Annotated in this window: 20 protein-coding genes; all 20 read left to right on the top strand. The window is 67.7% G+C overall.

Going from position 1 to position 14,824, the window contains the following annotated elements:
• Nucleotide 1: 1 nt before the first annotated feature.
• The 20 genes from sufU to UCD39_RS08690 all read left to right on the top strand — a co-directional run bounded on the left by sufU (nt 2) and on the right by UCD39_RS08690 (nt 14,821).
• Nucleotides 2-466, top strand: coding sequence for a Fe-S cluster assembly sulfur transfer protein SufU (sufU, locus tag UCD39_RS08595; protein ID WP_330495637.1), 465 nt, complete (start codon nt 2-4; stop codon nt 464-466).
• Nucleotides 467-471: 5 nt separating this feature from the next.
• Entirely contained in the window at nt 472-831 is a 360-nt protein-coding gene (locus UCD39_RS08600) for an iron-sulfur cluster assembly protein (protein WP_330495638.1), read from the top strand.
• Between the two features lie 177 nt (nt 832-1,008).
• Nucleotides 1,009-2,112, top strand: a complete 1,104-nt coding sequence (locus UCD39_RS08605; RefSeq protein WP_330495639.1) for a hydrogenase small subunit — start codon at nt 1,009-1,011, stop codon at nt 2,110-2,112.
• Complete coding sequence (locus tag UCD39_RS08610) at nt 2,112-3,911, top strand: nickel-dependent hydrogenase large subunit (RefSeq protein WP_330495640.1); 1,800 nt, start codon at nt 2,112-2,114, stop codon at nt 3,909-3,911. The genes UCD39_RS08605 and UCD39_RS08610 overlap by 1 nt, the downstream gene beginning before the upstream one ends.
• Before the next feature lie 19 nt (nt 3,912-3,930).
• Nucleotides 3,931-4,512 (top strand): HupE/UreJ family protein, encoded by a 582-nt coding sequence (locus tag UCD39_RS08615; RefSeq protein ID WP_330495641.1) that lies wholly within the window; start codon nt 3,931-3,933, stop codon nt 4,510-4,512.
• Nucleotides 4,513-4,525: 13 nt separating this feature from the next.
• Nucleotides 4,526-5,263 (top strand): Ni/Fe-hydrogenase, b-type cytochrome subunit, encoded by a 738-nt coding sequence (cybH, locus tag UCD39_RS08620; protein WP_330495642.1) that lies wholly within the window; start codon nt 4,526-4,528, stop codon nt 5,261-5,263.
• Nucleotides 5,264-5,496: 233 nt separating this feature from the next.
• Nucleotides 5,497-6,213, top strand: coding sequence for a HyaD/HybD family hydrogenase maturation endopeptidase (locus UCD39_RS08625; protein WP_330495643.1), 717 nt, complete (start codon nt 5,497-5,499; stop codon nt 6,211-6,213).
• Nucleotides 6,213-6,530, top strand: a complete 318-nt coding sequence (locus UCD39_RS08630; protein WP_330495644.1) for a HypC/HybG/HupF family hydrogenase formation chaperone — start codon at nt 6,213-6,215, stop codon at nt 6,528-6,530. The genes UCD39_RS08625 and UCD39_RS08630 overlap by 1 nt, the downstream gene beginning before the upstream one ends.
• Before the next feature lie 64 nt (nt 6,531-6,594).
• Nucleotides 6,595-6,969 carry a thioredoxin domain-containing protein gene (locus tag UCD39_RS08635; protein WP_330495645.1) on the top strand — a complete coding sequence of 125 codons (375 nt, stop codon included), beginning with the start codon at nt 6,595-6,597 and terminating at the stop codon, nt 6,967-6,969.
• Between the two features lie 12 nt (nt 6,970-6,981).
• Nucleotides 6,982-7,842 carry a hydrogenase expression/formation protein gene (locus UCD39_RS08640; RefSeq protein ID WP_330495646.1) on the top strand — a complete coding sequence of 287 codons (861 nt, stop codon included), beginning with the start codon at nt 6,982-6,984 and terminating at the stop codon, nt 7,840-7,842.
• Nucleotides 7,839-8,063 carry a rubredoxin gene (locus tag UCD39_RS08645; protein WP_330495647.1) on the top strand — a complete coding sequence of 75 codons (225 nt, stop codon included), beginning with the start codon at nt 7,839-7,841 and terminating at the stop codon, nt 8,061-8,063. Before UCD39_RS08640 ends, UCD39_RS08645 begins: the two co-directional genes overlap by 4 nt.
• Nucleotides 8,060-8,590 carry a [NiFe]-hydrogenase assembly chaperone HybE gene (gene hybE / locus UCD39_RS08650; protein WP_330495648.1) on the top strand — a complete coding sequence of 177 codons (531 nt, stop codon included), beginning with the start codon at nt 8,060-8,062 and terminating at the stop codon, nt 8,588-8,590. Before UCD39_RS08645 ends, hybE begins: the two co-directional genes overlap by 4 nt.
• On the top strand, nt 8,587-9,549 hold the full coding sequence (locus UCD39_RS08655) for a hypothetical protein (protein ID WP_330495649.1): 963 nt from the start codon (nt 8,587-8,589) through the stop codon (nt 9,547-9,549). Before hybE ends, UCD39_RS08655 begins: the two co-directional genes overlap by 4 nt.
• Complete coding sequence (gene hypA, locus UCD39_RS08660) at nt 9,549-9,890, top strand: hydrogenase maturation nickel metallochaperone HypA (protein ID WP_330495650.1); 342 nt, start codon at nt 9,549-9,551, stop codon at nt 9,888-9,890. Before UCD39_RS08655 ends, hypA begins: the two co-directional genes overlap by 1 nt.
• Nucleotides 9,890-10,831, top strand: a complete 942-nt coding sequence (gene hypB, locus UCD39_RS08665) for a hydrogenase nickel incorporation protein HypB (protein WP_330495651.1) — start codon at nt 9,890-9,892, stop codon at nt 10,829-10,831. The genes hypA and hypB overlap by 1 nt, the downstream gene beginning before the upstream one ends.
• A 12-nt stretch (nt 10,832-10,843) precedes the next feature.
• On the top strand, nt 10,844-11,116 hold the full coding sequence (locus UCD39_RS08670; protein WP_330495652.1) for a HypC/HybG/HupF family hydrogenase formation chaperone: 273 nt from the start codon (nt 10,844-10,846) through the stop codon (nt 11,114-11,116).
• Nucleotides 11,113-12,255, top strand: a complete 1,143-nt coding sequence (hypD, locus tag UCD39_RS08675; protein ID WP_330495653.1) for a hydrogenase formation protein HypD — start codon at nt 11,113-11,115, stop codon at nt 12,253-12,255. The genes UCD39_RS08670 and hypD overlap by 4 nt, the downstream gene beginning before the upstream one ends.
• Nucleotides 12,252-13,280: a hydrogenase expression/formation protein HypE gene (gene hypE, locus UCD39_RS08680; protein ID WP_330495654.1), complete on the top strand. Its 1,029-nt coding sequence runs from the start codon at nt 12,252-12,254 to the stop codon at nt 13,278-13,280. Before hypD ends, hypE begins: the two co-directional genes overlap by 4 nt.
• A gap of 12 nt (nt 13,281-13,292) precedes the next feature.
• Nucleotides 13,293-14,663 carry a sigma-54-dependent transcriptional regulator gene (locus UCD39_RS08685; protein WP_330495655.1) on the top strand — a complete coding sequence of 457 codons (1,371 nt, stop codon included), beginning with the start codon at nt 13,293-13,295 and terminating at the stop codon, nt 14,661-14,663.
• The gene (locus tag UCD39_RS08690; RefSeq protein ID WP_330495656.1) at nt 14,633-14,821 is read left to right on the top strand and encodes a helix-turn-helix domain-containing protein; all 189 of its coding nucleotides are present in this window, start codon (nt 14,633-14,635) and stop codon (nt 14,819-14,821) included. Before UCD39_RS08685 ends, UCD39_RS08690 begins: the two co-directional genes overlap by 31 nt.
• Nucleotides 14,822-14,824 lie beyond the last annotated feature (3 nt).

Genomic DNA, 14,824 nt, shown 5'->3' on the forward strand with positions numbered 1-14,824 from the left:
CATGGATTTGCGCGATCTTTACCAGGACATCATCCTCGACCACGGCCGCTCCCCCCGCAATTTCCGGGTGCTGACGGAGCCCAGCCATTTCGCCCACGGCCATAATCCGCTGTGCGGGGACAAGGTGAGCATCTTCCTGCGGCTGGAAGGGGAGCGCATCGCGGAGGTCAGTTTCGAGGGCAAGGGCTGCGCCATCTCCACCGCGTCGGCATCGCTGATGACGGAGATCGTGCTGAACAAGACGCTGGCGGAGGCGGAGGCCCTGTTCGGCCATTTCCATGGCACGGTGACCAGCGACACGGCGTCGGAACTGCCCGACGCGCTGGTGGAGGACGGGGAGCGGCTGCAGCCCCTGGCGGGGGTCAAGGCTTACCCGGCGCGGGTGAAGTGCGCGACCCTGGCTTGGCACACGCTGGAGGCGGCGCTGAAAGGCGGCGGCCTGCCCGTGCCGGTGAAGACGGAGTAGGGGCCATGGGCGTCATCCAGGAAGAACCGTTGTCGGCCGATCCAAGCGTGGACGAGGGCTCCCCGGCCCTGAAGGCGGCGGTGTTCGAGGCGCTGCGCGCCGTGCAGGACCCGGAGATTCCGGTCAATCTGGTCGATCTCGGCCTGATCTACCAGGTGCTGGTCCGCCGGGACGGTCTGGTCCACGTCGAAATGACCCTGACCACGCCCGCCTGTCCGGTGGCAACGATGTTGCCAGGCCAGGTTCAAAACCTGGTTTCGCTGGTGCCGGGCGTCAGCGTGGTGCTGGTCGATCTGGTGTGGGATCCGCCCTGGACGCGGGAACGGATGACAGAGACGGCCCGGTTGGAATTGGGGCTGATCTAGCCTCGGCGGCTGCGAGGTTACCTTACAGTCGGAAAGCCGCTTACCATCCCCACGGCTCCGGCGGGCACGCCCAATCCCTTGAATTCCCTTAAATCACGGCTTGGCATGCTTCTTGCCAAACTGTGTGGTGATGCGGGACGAGACAGCCCCGCCGGGGACGTTGGAGGAAATGCCGGAATGGCGAGCGAGACGTTTTACGAGGTGATGCGCCGGCAGGGCATCACCCGGCGAAGCTTCACCAAATTTTGCAGCCTGACGGCCGCGGCGCTGGGCCTGGGCCCCTCCTACGCCCAGGCCATCGAAACCGCCATGGAGACCAAGCCGCGCATCCCGGTGCTATGGCTGCACGGCCTGGAATGCACCTGCTGTTCGGAAAGCTTCATCCGGTCGGCCCATCCCCTGGCCAAGGACGTCATCCTGTCGATGATCAGCCTCGACTATGACGACACCATCATGGCGGCGGCGGGCTTCCAGGCCGAATCCATCATCGACGAGACCATCGAGAAGTATAACGGCAACTTCATCCTGGCGTGCGAGGGCAACCCCCCGCTGAACCAGGAGGGGATGAGCTGCATCATCGGCGGCAAGCCGTACCTGGAGCAGTTGAAGAAGGCGGCCGACCATTGCAAGGCCATCATCAGCTGGGGCAGCTGCGCCAGCTGGGGCTGCGTCCAGGCCGCCCGGCCCAACCCCACCCAGGCCACCCCCATCCACAAGGTGCCCGGCCTGCCGGCCAAGCCCATCATCAAGGTGCCGGGCTGCCCGCCCATCGCCGAGGTCATGACGGCGGTCATCGCCTATATCCTGACCTTCGACCGCTTCCCGGAACTGGACATGCAGGGCCGGCCGAAGATGTTCTATTCCCAGCGCATCCACGACAAATGCTACCGCCGCCCGCACTTCGACGCCGGCCAGTTCGTGGAAAGCTTCGATGACGAGGGCGCGCGCCGCGGCTACTGCCTTTACAAGGTCGGCTGCAAGGGCCCGACCACCTACAACGCCTGCTCCACCGTGCGCTGGAACGGGGGCCTCAGCTTCCCCATCCAGGCCGGCCATCCCTGCATCGGCTGTTCCGAGGATGGCTTCTGGGACAAGGGCGGCTTCTATGAACGCCTGAGCGATGTCCATGGCTTCGGCATCGAGGCCAACGCCGACAAGATCGGCGGCACGGCCGCCGGCATCGTCGGCGCCGCCGCCGCGGTGCATGCCGCGGCCAGCGCGGTCAAGCGCGCCCGCTCCAACAGCAGCGGTGCCAACGATAAGAGAGAGGGACAGGACTGATGCCCACGCTTGCGACACCCAACGGCTACCAACTCGACACCAGCGGCAAGCGCGTTGTCGTCGATCCGGTCACCCGCATCGAGGGCCACATGCGCTGCGAGGTCAACCTCGACAGCGACAACGTCATCCGCAACGCCGTGTCCACCGGCACCATGTGGCGCGGGCTGGAGGTGATCCTGAAGGGGCGCGATCCCCGCGACGCCTGGGCCTTCACCCAGCGCATCTGCGGCGTCTGCACCGGCACCCACGCGCTGACCTCCGTGCGGGCGGTGGAAAATGCCCTGAACATCCAAATTCCGGAAAACGCCAACAGCATCCGCAACATCATGCAGCTGTCGCTGCAGGTGCATGACCATCTGGTCCATTTCTACCATCTCCACGCCCTGGACTGGGTGAACCCGGTCAACGCGCTGAAGGCGGACCCCAAGGCCACGTCGGAGCTGCAGCAGGCAGTCTCCCCCCATCATCCCAACAGTTCCCCGGGCTATTTCCGCGACATCCAGACCCGTCTGCGCAAGTTCGTGGAATCCGGGCAGTTGGGGCCGTTCAAGAACGGCTACTGGACCAACCCGGCCTACAAGCTGCCGCCCGAAGCCGACCTGATGGCGGTGACCCATTATCTGGAGGCGCTGGACTTCCAGAAGGACATCATGCGGGTCCGCACCATCTTCGGTGGCAAGGACATCCATCCCAACTGGCTGGTGGGCGGCGTTCCCTGCGCCATCAACCTGGATGGCGACATGGCGGCCGGCGCGCCGGTGAACATGGCGTCGCTGAACTACGTCTCTTCCATCACCGATCGCTGCATCGAGTTCGTGGAGAACGTCTACATTCCCGACATCATCGCCATCGGCGGCTTCTACAAGGACTGGCTGTACGGCGGCGGTTTGTCGAACAAGTCGGTGCTGGCCTACGGCGACATTCCCGACCGGGCCAACGACTATAGCCCGCGCAACCTGCTGATGCCCCATGGCGCCATCATCGAGGGCAAGCTGTCGGAGGTGCACCCCGTCGACCTGACCGATCCCGAGCAGGTGCAGGAGTTCGTGCCGCATAGCTGGTACAAGTACCCGGACGAGAGCAAGGGCCTGCACCCCTGGGACGGCGTGACCGAGCCCCATTACCAGCTGGGTCCCAACGCCAAGGGCACCAGCACCAACATCGTGCAGTTGGACGAGGGGGCGAAGTACAGCTGGATCAAGGCGCCGCGCTGGCGTGGGCATGCCATGGAGGTGGGGCCGCTGGCCCGCTACCTGGTCGGCTATATGCAGGGCAATGCCGAGATCAAGGACCAGGTCGACCGCACCCTGTCGGCGCTGAACGTGCCGCTGGACGCGCTGTTCTCCACCCTGGGGCGGACGGCGGCGCGCGCGCTGGAAGCGCAGTGGGCGGCGCGCAAGCAGCGCTATTTCCTGGACAAGCTGATCGCCACCATCAAGGCCGGCGACACCTCCACCGCCAATACGGCGAAGTTCGATCCCAAGACCTGGCCGTCCGAGGTCAAGGGCGTGGGCTTCACCGAGGCGCCGCGCGGGGCGCTGGCCCACTGGATCCGCATCAAGGACGGCAAGATCGACAATTACCAGTGCGTGGTTCCCACCACCTGGAACGGCAGCCCGCGCGACAACAAGGGCAATATCGGCGCCTTCGAGGCGTCGCTCATGAACACCAAGGTGGCCAGTGCGGAAGAGCCGGTGGAAATCCTGCGCACCCTGCACAGCTTCGACCCCTGCCTGGCCTGCTCCACCCATGTCATGGGGCCGGACGGGCAGGAACTGGCCGAAGTCAAAGTCCGCTGATCCCAAGGAGACTGATCCCATGAAGACGTTCATCACGAAATCGGTCCCCCGCGTCTCGGCGGCTGTCCTGGCGGCGGGCTTCATCGCCACCCCGGCCTTGGCGCATCCGGGGCATGACGGTGGCTTCGCCGCCGGCATCGTCCACCCGCTCACGGGCCTGGACCATCTGGCCGCCATGGTGGCGGTCGGCCTGTGGGCGGCCACCCGGCCGGCGGCGCGGGCCTGGCAGGCGCCGGCGCTGTTCGTGGCCATGCTGGCGGTTGGTGCGGTGGCGGGCGTGGCCGGTGGTGCCTTCGCCCCGGTGGACACGCTGGCGGCGCTGTCGGTGACCCTGCTGGGCCTCATGTTGATCGTGGCCCCGCTGCTGCCCGACGCCGCGGGCCTGGGCCTCATCGCCCTGTTCGCCACGGTGCATGGCTATGCCCATGGCATGGAGGCGGGAGACCATCTGCTGGGCTACTTCGCCGGCTTCATGGTGGCGTCGGCCCTGCTGCACGCCGCCGGCTGGCGCCTGGGCGGCGGCCTGCTGGCCACCCGTTGGGGGCGCCTTGCCTCCGGCCTGACCCTGGGCGCAGCGGGCCTCGCGCTCGCCGCGCTGTAAGGGGGGACGCGCCATGAGCGAGGTCTCCCTGGGAACTCAGAAGGCGGGAACGCACAAGGCGGGAGCCCATCAGGAAGAGGCGGTTTACGTCTATGAGGCGCCGGTGCGCTTGTGGCACTGGGCCAATGCCGCCGCCATCCTGGTGCTGTGTGTCACCGGCTATCTGATCGGCTCACCCCCGCCATCCATTCATGGCGAGCCCAGCGCCCATTTCCTGTTCGGCTGGATCCGCTTCCTGCACTTCTCGGCGGGGCAGATCCTGGTCGTCGGTTTCGTCTTCCGCTTCTACTGGTCCTTTGTGGGCAACACCCATGCCCGCGAAATCTTCCGGCCGCCGGTGTGGCGCAAAAGCTTCTGGCTGGGCGTGATCCATGAGATCCGCTGGTACGCCATGCTGGAAAGCGAGCCCAAGAAGTACAGCGGGCACAACCCGCTGGCCATCCTGTCCATGCACGTCCTGTTCGTGTGGGGCACGCTGTTCATGATCGTCACCGGCCTTGCCCTGTATGGCGAAGGCCAGGGTCCAGGCTGGATCCATCGGCTGTTCACCAGCTGGGTCATCCCCCTGTTCGGGCAGAGCCAGACGGTCCACACCTGGCACCACATGGCCATGTGGGTGATCGTGATCTTCGCCATCGTCCACATCTATGCCGCCGTGCGGGAGGACATCATGTCCCGCCAGTCCATCATCTCCTCGATGTTCTCAGGCTGGCGCACCTTCCGCGACGGTGGGCCGACCGACGAACACTGAGGCCCAGGCAAGTTTCCAGTCAGGAAGGGGGCTTCGCGGCCCCCTTTTTTGTCTGGATATTAGCCTTCCGCTTTGGCGCCAAACTGGAAAGAAACTATCCGGCTGGCGGGGCGACGACCGATGCCGGCGGCCAGGGGAGCCAGCCATTTCGGCGGTTAACCGTGCGGTGGCATGTCCCTTGCTGATCAGGGGTCCAACGTCCGGCAAGTCGGATGACAGGGGAGTGAGAACGCGTGGAAGTGACAACGGCAAGCGGGCTCCGCGTGCTGGTGCTGGGCATCGGCAACCTGTTGTGGGCTGACGAGGGGTTCGGCGTGCGGGCGGTGGAGCATATGCACCGCCACTATGCCTTTCCCGCCAACGTTCGCCTGATCGACGGTGGCACCCAGGGCATCTACCTGGTCCAGGAAATCCGCGAGACCGACATCCTCGTCGTCTTCGATGCCGTCGACTACGCCCTGCCGCCGGGCACCTTGAAGCGGGTGGAGGGGGCGGAGGTGCCGAAGTTCCTGGGCGCCAAGAAAATCTCCCTGCACCAGACCGGCTTCCAGGAGGTGCTGGCCATGGCGGAGATGATGGGCGACGGCCCCACCCACCAATTGCTGATCGGCGTGCAGCCGGTTGAACTGGAGGATTTCGGCGGCAGCCTGCGGCCAGAGGTCAAAGCCCAGATGGAGCCGGCCATCGCGCTGGCGCTGGACTATCTGGCGGGCTTCGGCATCGCCGCCACCCCGCGCCTGGTGCCGCTGCCGGCGGAACAGGGGATTGGATCGCTGGAAATGATGCTGGAACGTTATGAGGCGGAGCGCCCGGATGAGGCGGCAGCCTTCCGTGGCGGCGACGCGCGGGTGCTGGGCGCCGGCGGCTGGACCGGGCCGGCGGACTTCGAGGCGGAGATGCAAGCCCTGGTGGCGGGCCCCCTGGCTGACGCGTCAGGGAGCGGCGCCTGATGTGTGTCGGCATTCCCATGCAGGTGGTGGAGGCCGGCATCGGCCATGCCCGCTGCCGGTCCGGCGCGCAGATACTGACCATCGACACCAGCCTGGTGGGCGACGTCGCCCCGGGCACCTGGCTCATGACCTTTCTGGGTGCCGCGCGGGAGGTGATGAGCCCCGAGGCCGCCGCTCGCTCGCTCGCGGCGTTGGCCGCCCTGGAGGCTGTCATGCGGGGGGAGCCCGCCGATCTGGATGCCGCCTTCTCCGACCTGATCGGCCGCGAACCTCAACTGCCTGACCATTTGCGCCCCATCCCGGAGCTTGAAGCATGAGTGATGCACGCGATGACTTTTCCCCCTGCTGCGCTCCGTCATCGGCCGGCGCGGCTATCAGGTGGTGGGGGAGGCGGAGCTGGCGAAGGTTTGCGCCGGACAGCCGTTAGCCCTGCTGTTCCTGGCGGGGGATCACTGGCGGGTGGCGGAGAGCGATGACGTCGCCGCCATCCTGCCGGAACTGGACGATGCCATGGGTGGCCATGTCGTGCCGCTGATCGCCGCGCGGGCGGACGAGCGCGCGCTGCAGCGCCGTTTCCGCTTCGCCCGCTACCCCGCCTTGGTCTTCCTGCGTCTGGGTGACTATCTGGGCGCCATCGAAGGCATCCGCGACTGGGCGGATTACATGCGCGAGATCCCGGAAATCCTCGAACGTGAACCCAGCGTTCCTCCCGCCTTCCGCCTGCCCGCCGGCTGCGGCACCGACGCCGTGCATTGAGGAGAGAGACTGATGACTGATCCCATGGCCCTTGGCGGTGGCGGCCTGGTCGGGCCAGGCAGCCAGCCCGCGGACTTTGACGGCGGCCGGTTGGATTACATGGTCATGCCGGACGGCATGGCCGTCTTCTCCGCCGCCAACGTGCCGGAGGCCGATGCCGCCCAGGCGGTGCCGCACGGTGTCGCGGCGGGGGAGGCCATCCTGGCAGCCCTGAGCCGCGTGGTGGACGGTGCCGGCCCGCAACAGGTGGACCTGACGCACCTGGACGGCGCCAACCTGGCCTTCGTCGACCAGTTGCTGGGCGAGGGCGAAGTGTCGGTGGTGTTCGGCACCGACGTCCAAGTTCAGGAATCCGTCCTGGCCGGGGTGTGGCGGGTGCGGGAAAGCGACGGCAGCGGCCGGCGCCGGCGCGACTATGTCGATTGCGGCCCTTTCCCCACCGGGCTGGTGGAGCGCGCCTTTGACGGCGCGCGGGACCAGGCCATCCTGCCGGAAACGGCGCGTCCCAACATCTTCAACGCGCCGCCGCTGGTCGCCGAGATCAACGAGCATATCCCCCGCCTGGGTGCCGCAGGCGGGCCGGGCCATGTCATCAACCTGTCCCTGCTACCCCATACCGAGGAGGACCTGGCCTTCCTGGATGAGGCCCTGGGGCGGGGCGGTCTGGTCATCCTGTCGCGCGGCTACGGCAACTGCCGCATCCGGTCGACGGGGACGCGCGGCTGCTGGTGGACGCAGTACTTCAATTCCCAGGACACGCTGATCCTGAACAGCATCGAGATTTGCGCCCTTCCACAGGTGGCCTTGGCGGCGGCGGAGGACTTGGCCGATTCCGCCGAGCGGCTGGGCGAGATCCTGGAGATCTACCGGTGACGGATCATTTCTTCGCCGGATCGTTCGGGGGCGACGTCAGCAAGATCGGCCCCCAGACGAAGCTGGAATGCAAGATTTGCTGGCATGTCTACGACCCGGCGGTGGGCGACACCTACTGGCAGGTGCCGCCGGGGACCCCCTTCGCGGACCTGCCGGAGCATTGGACCTGTCCCGAGTGCGACAGCGCCAAGGCGGGTTTCATGGTGATGGCTGACGAATGACCGACGCGCCGGCCCTTTCCGCCCGTATCGAGGCCGCCTTCACCCGCATCGCGGCGACGCGCATGGCCGGCGTGCCGGTGATGAACCCGGCGCTGTCGGTGGCCATGCGGGGACTGCACCGCCATGGCGGGCATTGGGTCGGCGTGCTGGTGACCCCGTGGTTCATGAACCTGCTGCTGTTTCCCATAGCGGAGGAAGGGCCCCGGCGGGTGGGGGCGAAGACGGCCTTGGCGTTGCCGTCCGGCAATTATGAAGGCATCTGGGGGCATGAGGACGAGTTGGGCGGGTATTGGAGCTGCTCCTTGTTCTCCCCCATGTTCGACTTCGCGGACCAGGAGACGGCGGTCGCGACGGCGGATGCCGCCCTGATGGAAATCATGGCGGTGCCTGAGCCGGACGCCGGTGACGATGGTATGGCCACCATCTGGGCGGGAAGTCCTGCCGCCCCGCCGCCGGCCAAGATCGAACCGCCGCCGCCGCTCAGCCGCCGGGCGCTGTTCCGCCTGGGTGAGGGGGCGGGGCCATGACCCGGCCGGCCATCATTGTGCGGCTGCCTGCCGAGGCGGGGGGCGCGGTGACGCTGAGCTACACGCCGCGCGGGGATGTCACCGGCCTGTTGGCGGCCGTGCCGGTGAAACGGGCGCCGGCCGTGGTCCGGGCGCTGTTCGCCGTGTGCGCCCATGCCCAGGGGCACGCGGCGGAGTTGGCGGTGGAGGCGGCGCTGGGCCTGGGGGCCACGCCGGACACCCTGGCGGAGCGTGAAATCCGGACGTGGTTGGAGGTGGTGCGGGAGCATGGCCTGCGCATCTGCCTGGATTGGGCCCGCCTGCTGGGGGAAGCGCCGGACCTGGCCCGCGCGCGCGCCTTCGTGGCGCTTTCCGCCGTGGACGACCCCATGGGTCTGATCGCGGACGCTGTGACCGGCTTGCGCCCGCAGGAATGGCTGGCCATGACCTCGGCGGGAGAATTGGCCCGCTGGGCGGGCGCTGGGCGCACGGTGGCCGCGCGCTTCATCGCCACCCTGTTCGAGGTGTCCATGCTGACGCCGGTGGAGGAGATCGAGCCGGGGGCGCTGGTGGGGCGCCATGCCGACCATCCCCTGCTGGCCCGCGCCTTGCCCGCCGGTTCCCTCATCGCGTGCCATGTCGCCCGGCTGATCGATCTTTGCCGTGTACCGGTCCGCCTGGACGCTTTGCGCGCCGGCGACGCCGCCCCGTTGCGCGGCCTATCCACGGGGCCGGGCCTGGGAAGGGCGTCGGTGCCCTGCGCCCGGGGCACCTTGGTCCATGAGGTTGGCGTGGTGGCTGGACAGGTGGAGCGCTATCGTATCCTGTCGCCCACGGATCGTGTATTCGCGCCGGGCGGGACGGCGGAACGGCAGTTCCAGGGGCTGGGCGCCTGGCCGCCGGCCGACCGTGCCCGACGGGCGGAGGTGATGATGCTGGCGTTGGATCCCTGCGTCGACTATGCGGTCGAGGTGGCCTGATGCACGAGATGGCCATCTGCGAGAACATCCGCCTCCTGATCGAGGAACAGGCCCGCGCGCAAAACTTCAGCCGCGTGGACAGGGTGTGTCTGGAAATCGGCGCCCTGTCCGGCGTGGAGGTGGAGGCGTTGCGCTTCGGCTTCGACGTCGTGATGCGCGGTAGCGTGGCCGCCGACGCCCGGCTGGAGATCGTCGAGACCGCCGGCACCGCCTGGTGCCTGCCCTGTGCCGTGACCGTGGCTATCGGCCGGCGCTATGACCCTTGTCCCCGCTGCGGTTCGCACCAGGTGCAGGTGACGGGCGGGGAAGAAATGAAGATACGCGAATTGGAGGTGAGGTGATGTGTACGGTCTGCGGATGCGGCGAGGGCCAGGTCAAGATCGAGGCCGATCCTCATGGCCACGATCACCACCATCATGGACATCACCATGACCACGGGCATGACCATAGCCATGACCACGATCATGATCATGATCATGATCATGATCACCACCATCACCATCACCATCATGACCATGATCATCACCACCACGGTGCGGATGGGACGTTGGACTATGGCGCGGGGCCCGCGGGCACGGCCGTCCCGGGCATGAGCCAGGCGCGCCTGATCCAGCTTGAGGCCGACATCCTGGGCAAGAACAACGGTTATGCCTTGGCCAACCGCGCGCGGTTCGCCAAGGCCGGCATCCTGGCGCTGAACCTGGTGTCCAGCCCCGGGTCGGGTAAGACCACGCTGCTGTGCCGTACCCTGGCCCTGCTGGCGGGCGAGTTCCCCTGCGCGGTCATCGAGGGCGACCAGCAGACCAGCGCCGATGCCGACCGCATCCGGGCCACGGGCGCCCCCGCCATCCAGATCAACACCGGCAAGGGCTGCCATCTGGACGGGCACATGGTGGGCCATGCCGTGGACCATCTGGCACCGCCCGACGCCTCCGTGCTGTTCATCGAGAATGTCGGTAACCTGGTTTGCCCGGCGGCCTTCGACCTGGGGGAGGCGCATAAGGTGGCCATCCTGTCGGTGACGGAGGGGGAGGACAAGCCCCTGAAATACCCCGACATGTTCGCCGCCGCCGACCTGGTGCTGATCAACAAGACGGACCTGCTGCCCCATCTCGACTTCGATGTGGATGTGGCCATGGCCAATGCGCGCAAGGTCAATCACCGGGTGCGCCTGCTGCAGGTTTCCGCCCGTACGGGCGAAGGCATGGCGGCCTGGCTGGACTGGATCCGCGGCGCCCGCCTGATGGCCCTGTCCGGCCGACCGTCCCAGGCGGCGGAATAGGGGAGGGAGATCATGTGCCTCGCCATTCCCGCCTTGGTGACCGCGCTGCATGACGGCGCGATGGCCAGCGTCTCGGTCGGCGGCATCGCCAAGGAGGTTTCCATCGCCCTGCTGGAGGAGGTGGCGGTGGGGGACTACGTGCTGCTGCACGTGGGCTATGCCCTGCACCGCGTCAGTGAGGAGGAGGCGCGGCGCACCCTGGCGATGATGGCCGAGGCGGGGCTGCTGCAGGCCGAGGTGGCGGACATGGGCGGGACGGCGGATAGCGCGGGGGTGGGGGCATGAAATACGTGGACGAATTTCGCGACCGCGACCTGGCGCGCACCCTGGCCACCGCCATCGCCGCGGCGGCTGACCCGGCGCGCGACTATAATTTCATGGAGTTTTGCGGCGGGCATACCCACGCCATTTTCCGCTACGGCGTGCAGGATTTGGTGCCGGCCAACGTGCGCTTCGTTCATGGCCCCGGCTGTCCCGTCTGTATCCTGCTGGCCCGTCGCCTGGACGACGCCATCGAACTGGCGGAGCGGCACGGTGTCATCCTGTGCAGCTATGGCGACATGCTGCGCGTTCCGGGCACCGGCCGGCGGTCGCTGCTGAAGGCCAAGGCCGACGGCGCCGACATCCGCATGGTCTATTCGACGCTGGACGCGCTGGACATCGCCCGCGCCAATCCGGGGCGCGAGGTGGTGTTCCTGGGCATCGGGTTCGAGACCACGACGCCACCCAGCGCGGTCGCCATCGCCCAGGCCCAGGCGGAGGGCATCGGGAACTTTTCCGTCTTCTGCAACCATGTGCTGACCCCGCCGGCCATCCGCCACATCCTGGAAGCGCCGGAGATCGACCCCAGCCAGGCCGCCCGTCTGGACGGCTTCCTCGGACCGTCGCACGTCAGCGCGGTCATCGGCTCCCGACCCTATGAGTTCCTGGCCGCCCGCTATGCCAAGCCTGTGGTCATCGCCGGCTTTGAGCCGTTGGACGTGATGCAGTCGGTCCTGATGTTGATCCACCAGGTGAACGAGGGCCGGGTGGCGGTGGAGAACCAATACACCCGGGTGGTGACGCGGGACGGCAACGCCAAGGCGCAGGAGCTGGTGACCCGTATCTTCGAGCTGAGGCCCAGCTTCGAATGGCGCGGCCTGGGCAGCGTGCCGGACAGCGCGCTGGCCATCCGGGCGGAGTATGCCGCCTTCGACGCCGAGAAGCGCTTCACCCTCAGCGAAAAGCAGAGCCGCGAAACCAAGTCCTGCGAATGCCCGGCCATCCTGCGCGGCGTGAAAAAGCCGAAGGACTGCAAGCTGTTCGGCAAGGCCTGCACGCCGGAAACCCCCATGGGCGCCTGCATGGTCTCCTCCGAAGGGGCGTGCGCCGCTTACTGGACCTACCGGCGGATGGAAACCCTGGCGGAGATGGCGGCCGAATGACCACCCCGCCCCCCGATCTTTCCGGTGCCGTGGACATGAGCCACGGCGGTGGCGGCCGGGCCATGGCGCGCCTGATCCGCGACATCTTCCTGCGGCACCTGGCGAACCCCCTGCTGGAGCAGGGGCATGACGCCACCCGTCTGGACGTCGGGTCCGGCCGCATCGCGGTGACGACCGATGCCCACGTCATTTCGCCCCTGTTCTTCCCCGGCGGCGATATCGGATCGCTGGCGGTGCACGGCACGCTGAACGACCTGGCCATGGCGGGCGCCCGCCCGGTGGCGCTGACCGCCGCCTTCATCATCGAGGAAGGCTTTCCGCTGGCGGACCTGGACCGTATCGCCGCCAGCATGGGGCAGGCGTCCCGCGATGCCGGCGTGCCCGTGGCGACGGGCGATACCAAGGTGGTGGAGCGCGGCAAGGGCGACGGCGTCTTCATCACCACCAGCGGCATCGGCGTGGTGCCGGAGGGGGTGGACATAAACCCCCGCCGGCTGGCTCCCGGGCAAGTGATCTTGCTGTCCGGCCCCATCGGCGACCATGGCATCGCCATCCTGTCCAAGCGCCAGGGCCTGGAATTTGGCACGGAGATCCGGTCCGACAGCGCCGCCCTGCACCGCATGGTGGCCGATATGATCGCGGTGGTTCCGGGTGTCGCGGTCCTGCGCGACCCCACCCGGGGCGGCCTGTCCGCCACGCTGAACGAACTGACCAACGCCGCCGGCGTGGGTATGCAGCTGGAGGAGCGGGCCATCCCGGTCCGGCCCGAGGTGGCGGCGGCCTGCGAACTGCTGGGCCTCGACCCCCTCAATGTCGCCAATGAGGGCAAGCTGGTCTGCGTGTGCGAGCCGGGGGATGTGGAGACGCTGCTGGCCGTGATGCGCGACCATGCGGAAGGCCGTGACGCGGCACGGATCGGTCATGTTACCGTGGACCGGCCCGGTTTCGTCCGCATGACGACCGCCATCGGCGGCCAGCGCGTGGTCGATTGGCTGTCGGGCGAACAGCTTCCGCGCATCTGCTAGCGGAGAGGAGCGATGGCCGAGTCTTCCACCGATCTGCCCACCATCCTGATCGTCGATGACGAGTTGCGCTCCCTTGAATCGCTGCGGCGCATCCTGGAGGAGGATTTCGAGGTGCTGACCGCCGCCAGCACCGTCGAGGCCGAGCGGCGCTTGGCCGACCATCTGGTGCAGGTCGTGCTGTGCGACCAGCGCATGCCGGACCGCACCGGCGTGGAATTCCTGACGGAGGTGAAGGAGCGCTGGCCGGATGTGGTCCGCATGATCATTTCTGGCTACACCGACGCCCACGACATCATCGACGGCATTAACCAGGCGGGCATCTTCCAGTACATCACCAAGCCCTGGCACCCCGAGAATCTGCTGCTGACGCTGAAGGGGGCCTGCCGCCTCTATACGCTGCAGCGGCAGAATGAGCTGCTGGCGGTGGAAATGAAGATGCTGCCGTCCGCCGCCTCCCGCGTGGTGGGGGAGCGGAAGGAGAAGCTGCGCCGCGCCTATAACGTCGACGACGGCATTGTCCGCGCCAAGGGCAGCCCCATGGAGGTGGTGTGCGGCAGCCTGGCCCAGGTGGCACCCTTCGACGTGCCGGTCCTGCTGTTCGGCTCCTCCGGCACGGGCAAGGAATTGGCGGCCCGCGCGCTGCATTACGGCTCCCTGCGCTGGAACCAGCCCTTCGTGGTGGAGAACTGCGGCGCCTTGCCCGACGAACTGCTGGAAAGCGAGCTGTTCGGGCATAAGAAGGGCGCCTTCACCGGTGCCATCGAGGACCATGTCGGCCTGTTCGAGCGGGCGGACGGCGGCACCGTCTTCCTGGATGAGATCGGTGAGGTCTCCCCCGCCTTCCAGGTCAAGCTGCTGCGCGTTCTGCAGGAGGGGGAGGTCCGGCCGCTGGGCGGTTCCCGCACCCGCAAGGTGGACGTGCGCGTGATCGCCGCGACCAATAAGGATTTGGAGGAGGAGGTGCGGGCCAAGCGCTTCCGCGCCGACCTTTTCTATCGCCTGGCTGGGATGATCATCCGCCTGCCCGACCTGAAGGACCGCAAGGGCGACCTGCCCCTGTTGGTGGAGGCGCTGCTGGACCGGGCCATGGCGCAGATGGGCAAGCGGGTCCCCGGCATTTCGCCGGAGGCGCTGGAGTGTCTCGCCCGCTACGACTGGCCCGGCAATGTCCGCGAGCTGCAGAACGAGGTGCAGCGCATGGTGGTGCGCGGCACCGAGGGGCGGCGGCTGGAGGCGGACCTGCTGTCCCCCACATCCTGCGGGCGGAGCCGCAAGGGGCCGGCGCCCGCGAGGACGACGACTTCACCGACATCGCCGGCCTGGCCGGCGACCTGCGTGAGCGGGTCAGCGCCATGGAGGCGCGCATCATCCGCGAGACGCTGATCCGCCACCGCTGGAACAAGAGCCAGGCGGCGCGGGAACTGGGGCTGTCGCGCGTGGGCCTGCGCGCCAAGCTGGAACGCTATGGGCTGGAGAATGTCCACCCTCTGGCTCCCCCTGCGGCGCCCCCTGGGGTGCCCAAGCGCATGGCGGGGGGCTGAGCC

Source organism: Nitrospirillum karajorum (assembly GCF_036348415.1).
In the GTDB taxonomy this organism is placed as follows: domain Bacteria; phylum Pseudomonadota; class Alphaproteobacteria; order Azospirillales; family Azospirillaceae; genus Nitrospirillum; species Nitrospirillum amazonense_B.

Coding starts and splice junctions, on each gene's coding strand:
- sufU (WP_330495637.1), top strand. CDS start 2: ATGGATTTGCGCGATCTTTACCAGGACATCATCCTCGACCACGGCCGC.
- UCD39_RS08600 (WP_330495638.1), top strand. CDS start 472: ATGGGCGTCATCCAGGAAGAACCGTTGTCGGCCGATCCAAGCGTGGAC.
- UCD39_RS08605 (WP_330495639.1), top strand. CDS start 1,009: ATGGCGAGCGAGACGTTTTACGAGGTGATGCGCCGGCAGGGCATCACC.
- UCD39_RS08610 (WP_330495640.1), top strand. CDS start 2,112: ATGCCCACGCTTGCGACACCCAACGGCTACCAACTCGACACCAGCGGC.
- UCD39_RS08615 (WP_330495641.1), top strand. CDS start 3,931: ATGAAGACGTTCATCACGAAATCGGTCCCCCGCGTCTCGGCGGCTGTC.
- cybH (WP_330495642.1), top strand. CDS start 4,526: ATGAGCGAGGTCTCCCTGGGAACTCAGAAGGCGGGAACGCACAAGGCG.
- UCD39_RS08630 (WP_330495644.1), top strand. CDS start 6,213: ATGTGTGTCGGCATTCCCATGCAGGTGGTGGAGGCCGGCATCGGCCAT.
- UCD39_RS08640 (WP_330495646.1), top strand. CDS start 6,982: ATGACTGATCCCATGGCCCTTGGCGGTGGCGGCCTGGTCGGGCCAGGC.
- hybE (WP_330495648.1), top strand. CDS start 8,060: ATGACCGACGCGCCGGCCCTTTCCGCCCGTATCGAGGCCGCCTTCACC.
- UCD39_RS08655 (WP_330495649.1), top strand. CDS start 8,587: ATGACCCGGCCGGCCATCATTGTGCGGCTGCCTGCCGAGGCGGGGGGC.
- hypA (WP_330495650.1), top strand. CDS start 9,549: ATGCACGAGATGGCCATCTGCGAGAACATCCGCCTCCTGATCGAGGAA.
- hypB (WP_330495651.1), top strand. CDS start 9,890: ATGTGTACGGTCTGCGGATGCGGCGAGGGCCAGGTCAAGATCGAGGCC.
- UCD39_RS08670 (WP_330495652.1), top strand. CDS start 10,844: ATGTGCCTCGCCATTCCCGCCTTGGTGACCGCGCTGCATGACGGCGCG.
- hypD (WP_330495653.1), top strand. CDS start 11,113: ATGAAATACGTGGACGAATTTCGCGACCGCGACCTGGCGCGCACCCTG.
- hypE (WP_330495654.1), top strand. CDS start 12,252: ATGACCACCCCGCCCCCCGATCTTTCCGGTGCCGTGGACATGAGCCAC.
- UCD39_RS08685 (WP_330495655.1), top strand. CDS start 13,293: ATGGCCGAGTCTTCCACCGATCTGCCCACCATCCTGATCGTCGATGAC.
- UCD39_RS08690 (WP_330495656.1), top strand. CDS start 14,633: ATGGAGGCGCGCATCATCCGCGAGACGCTGATCCGCCACCGCTGGAAC.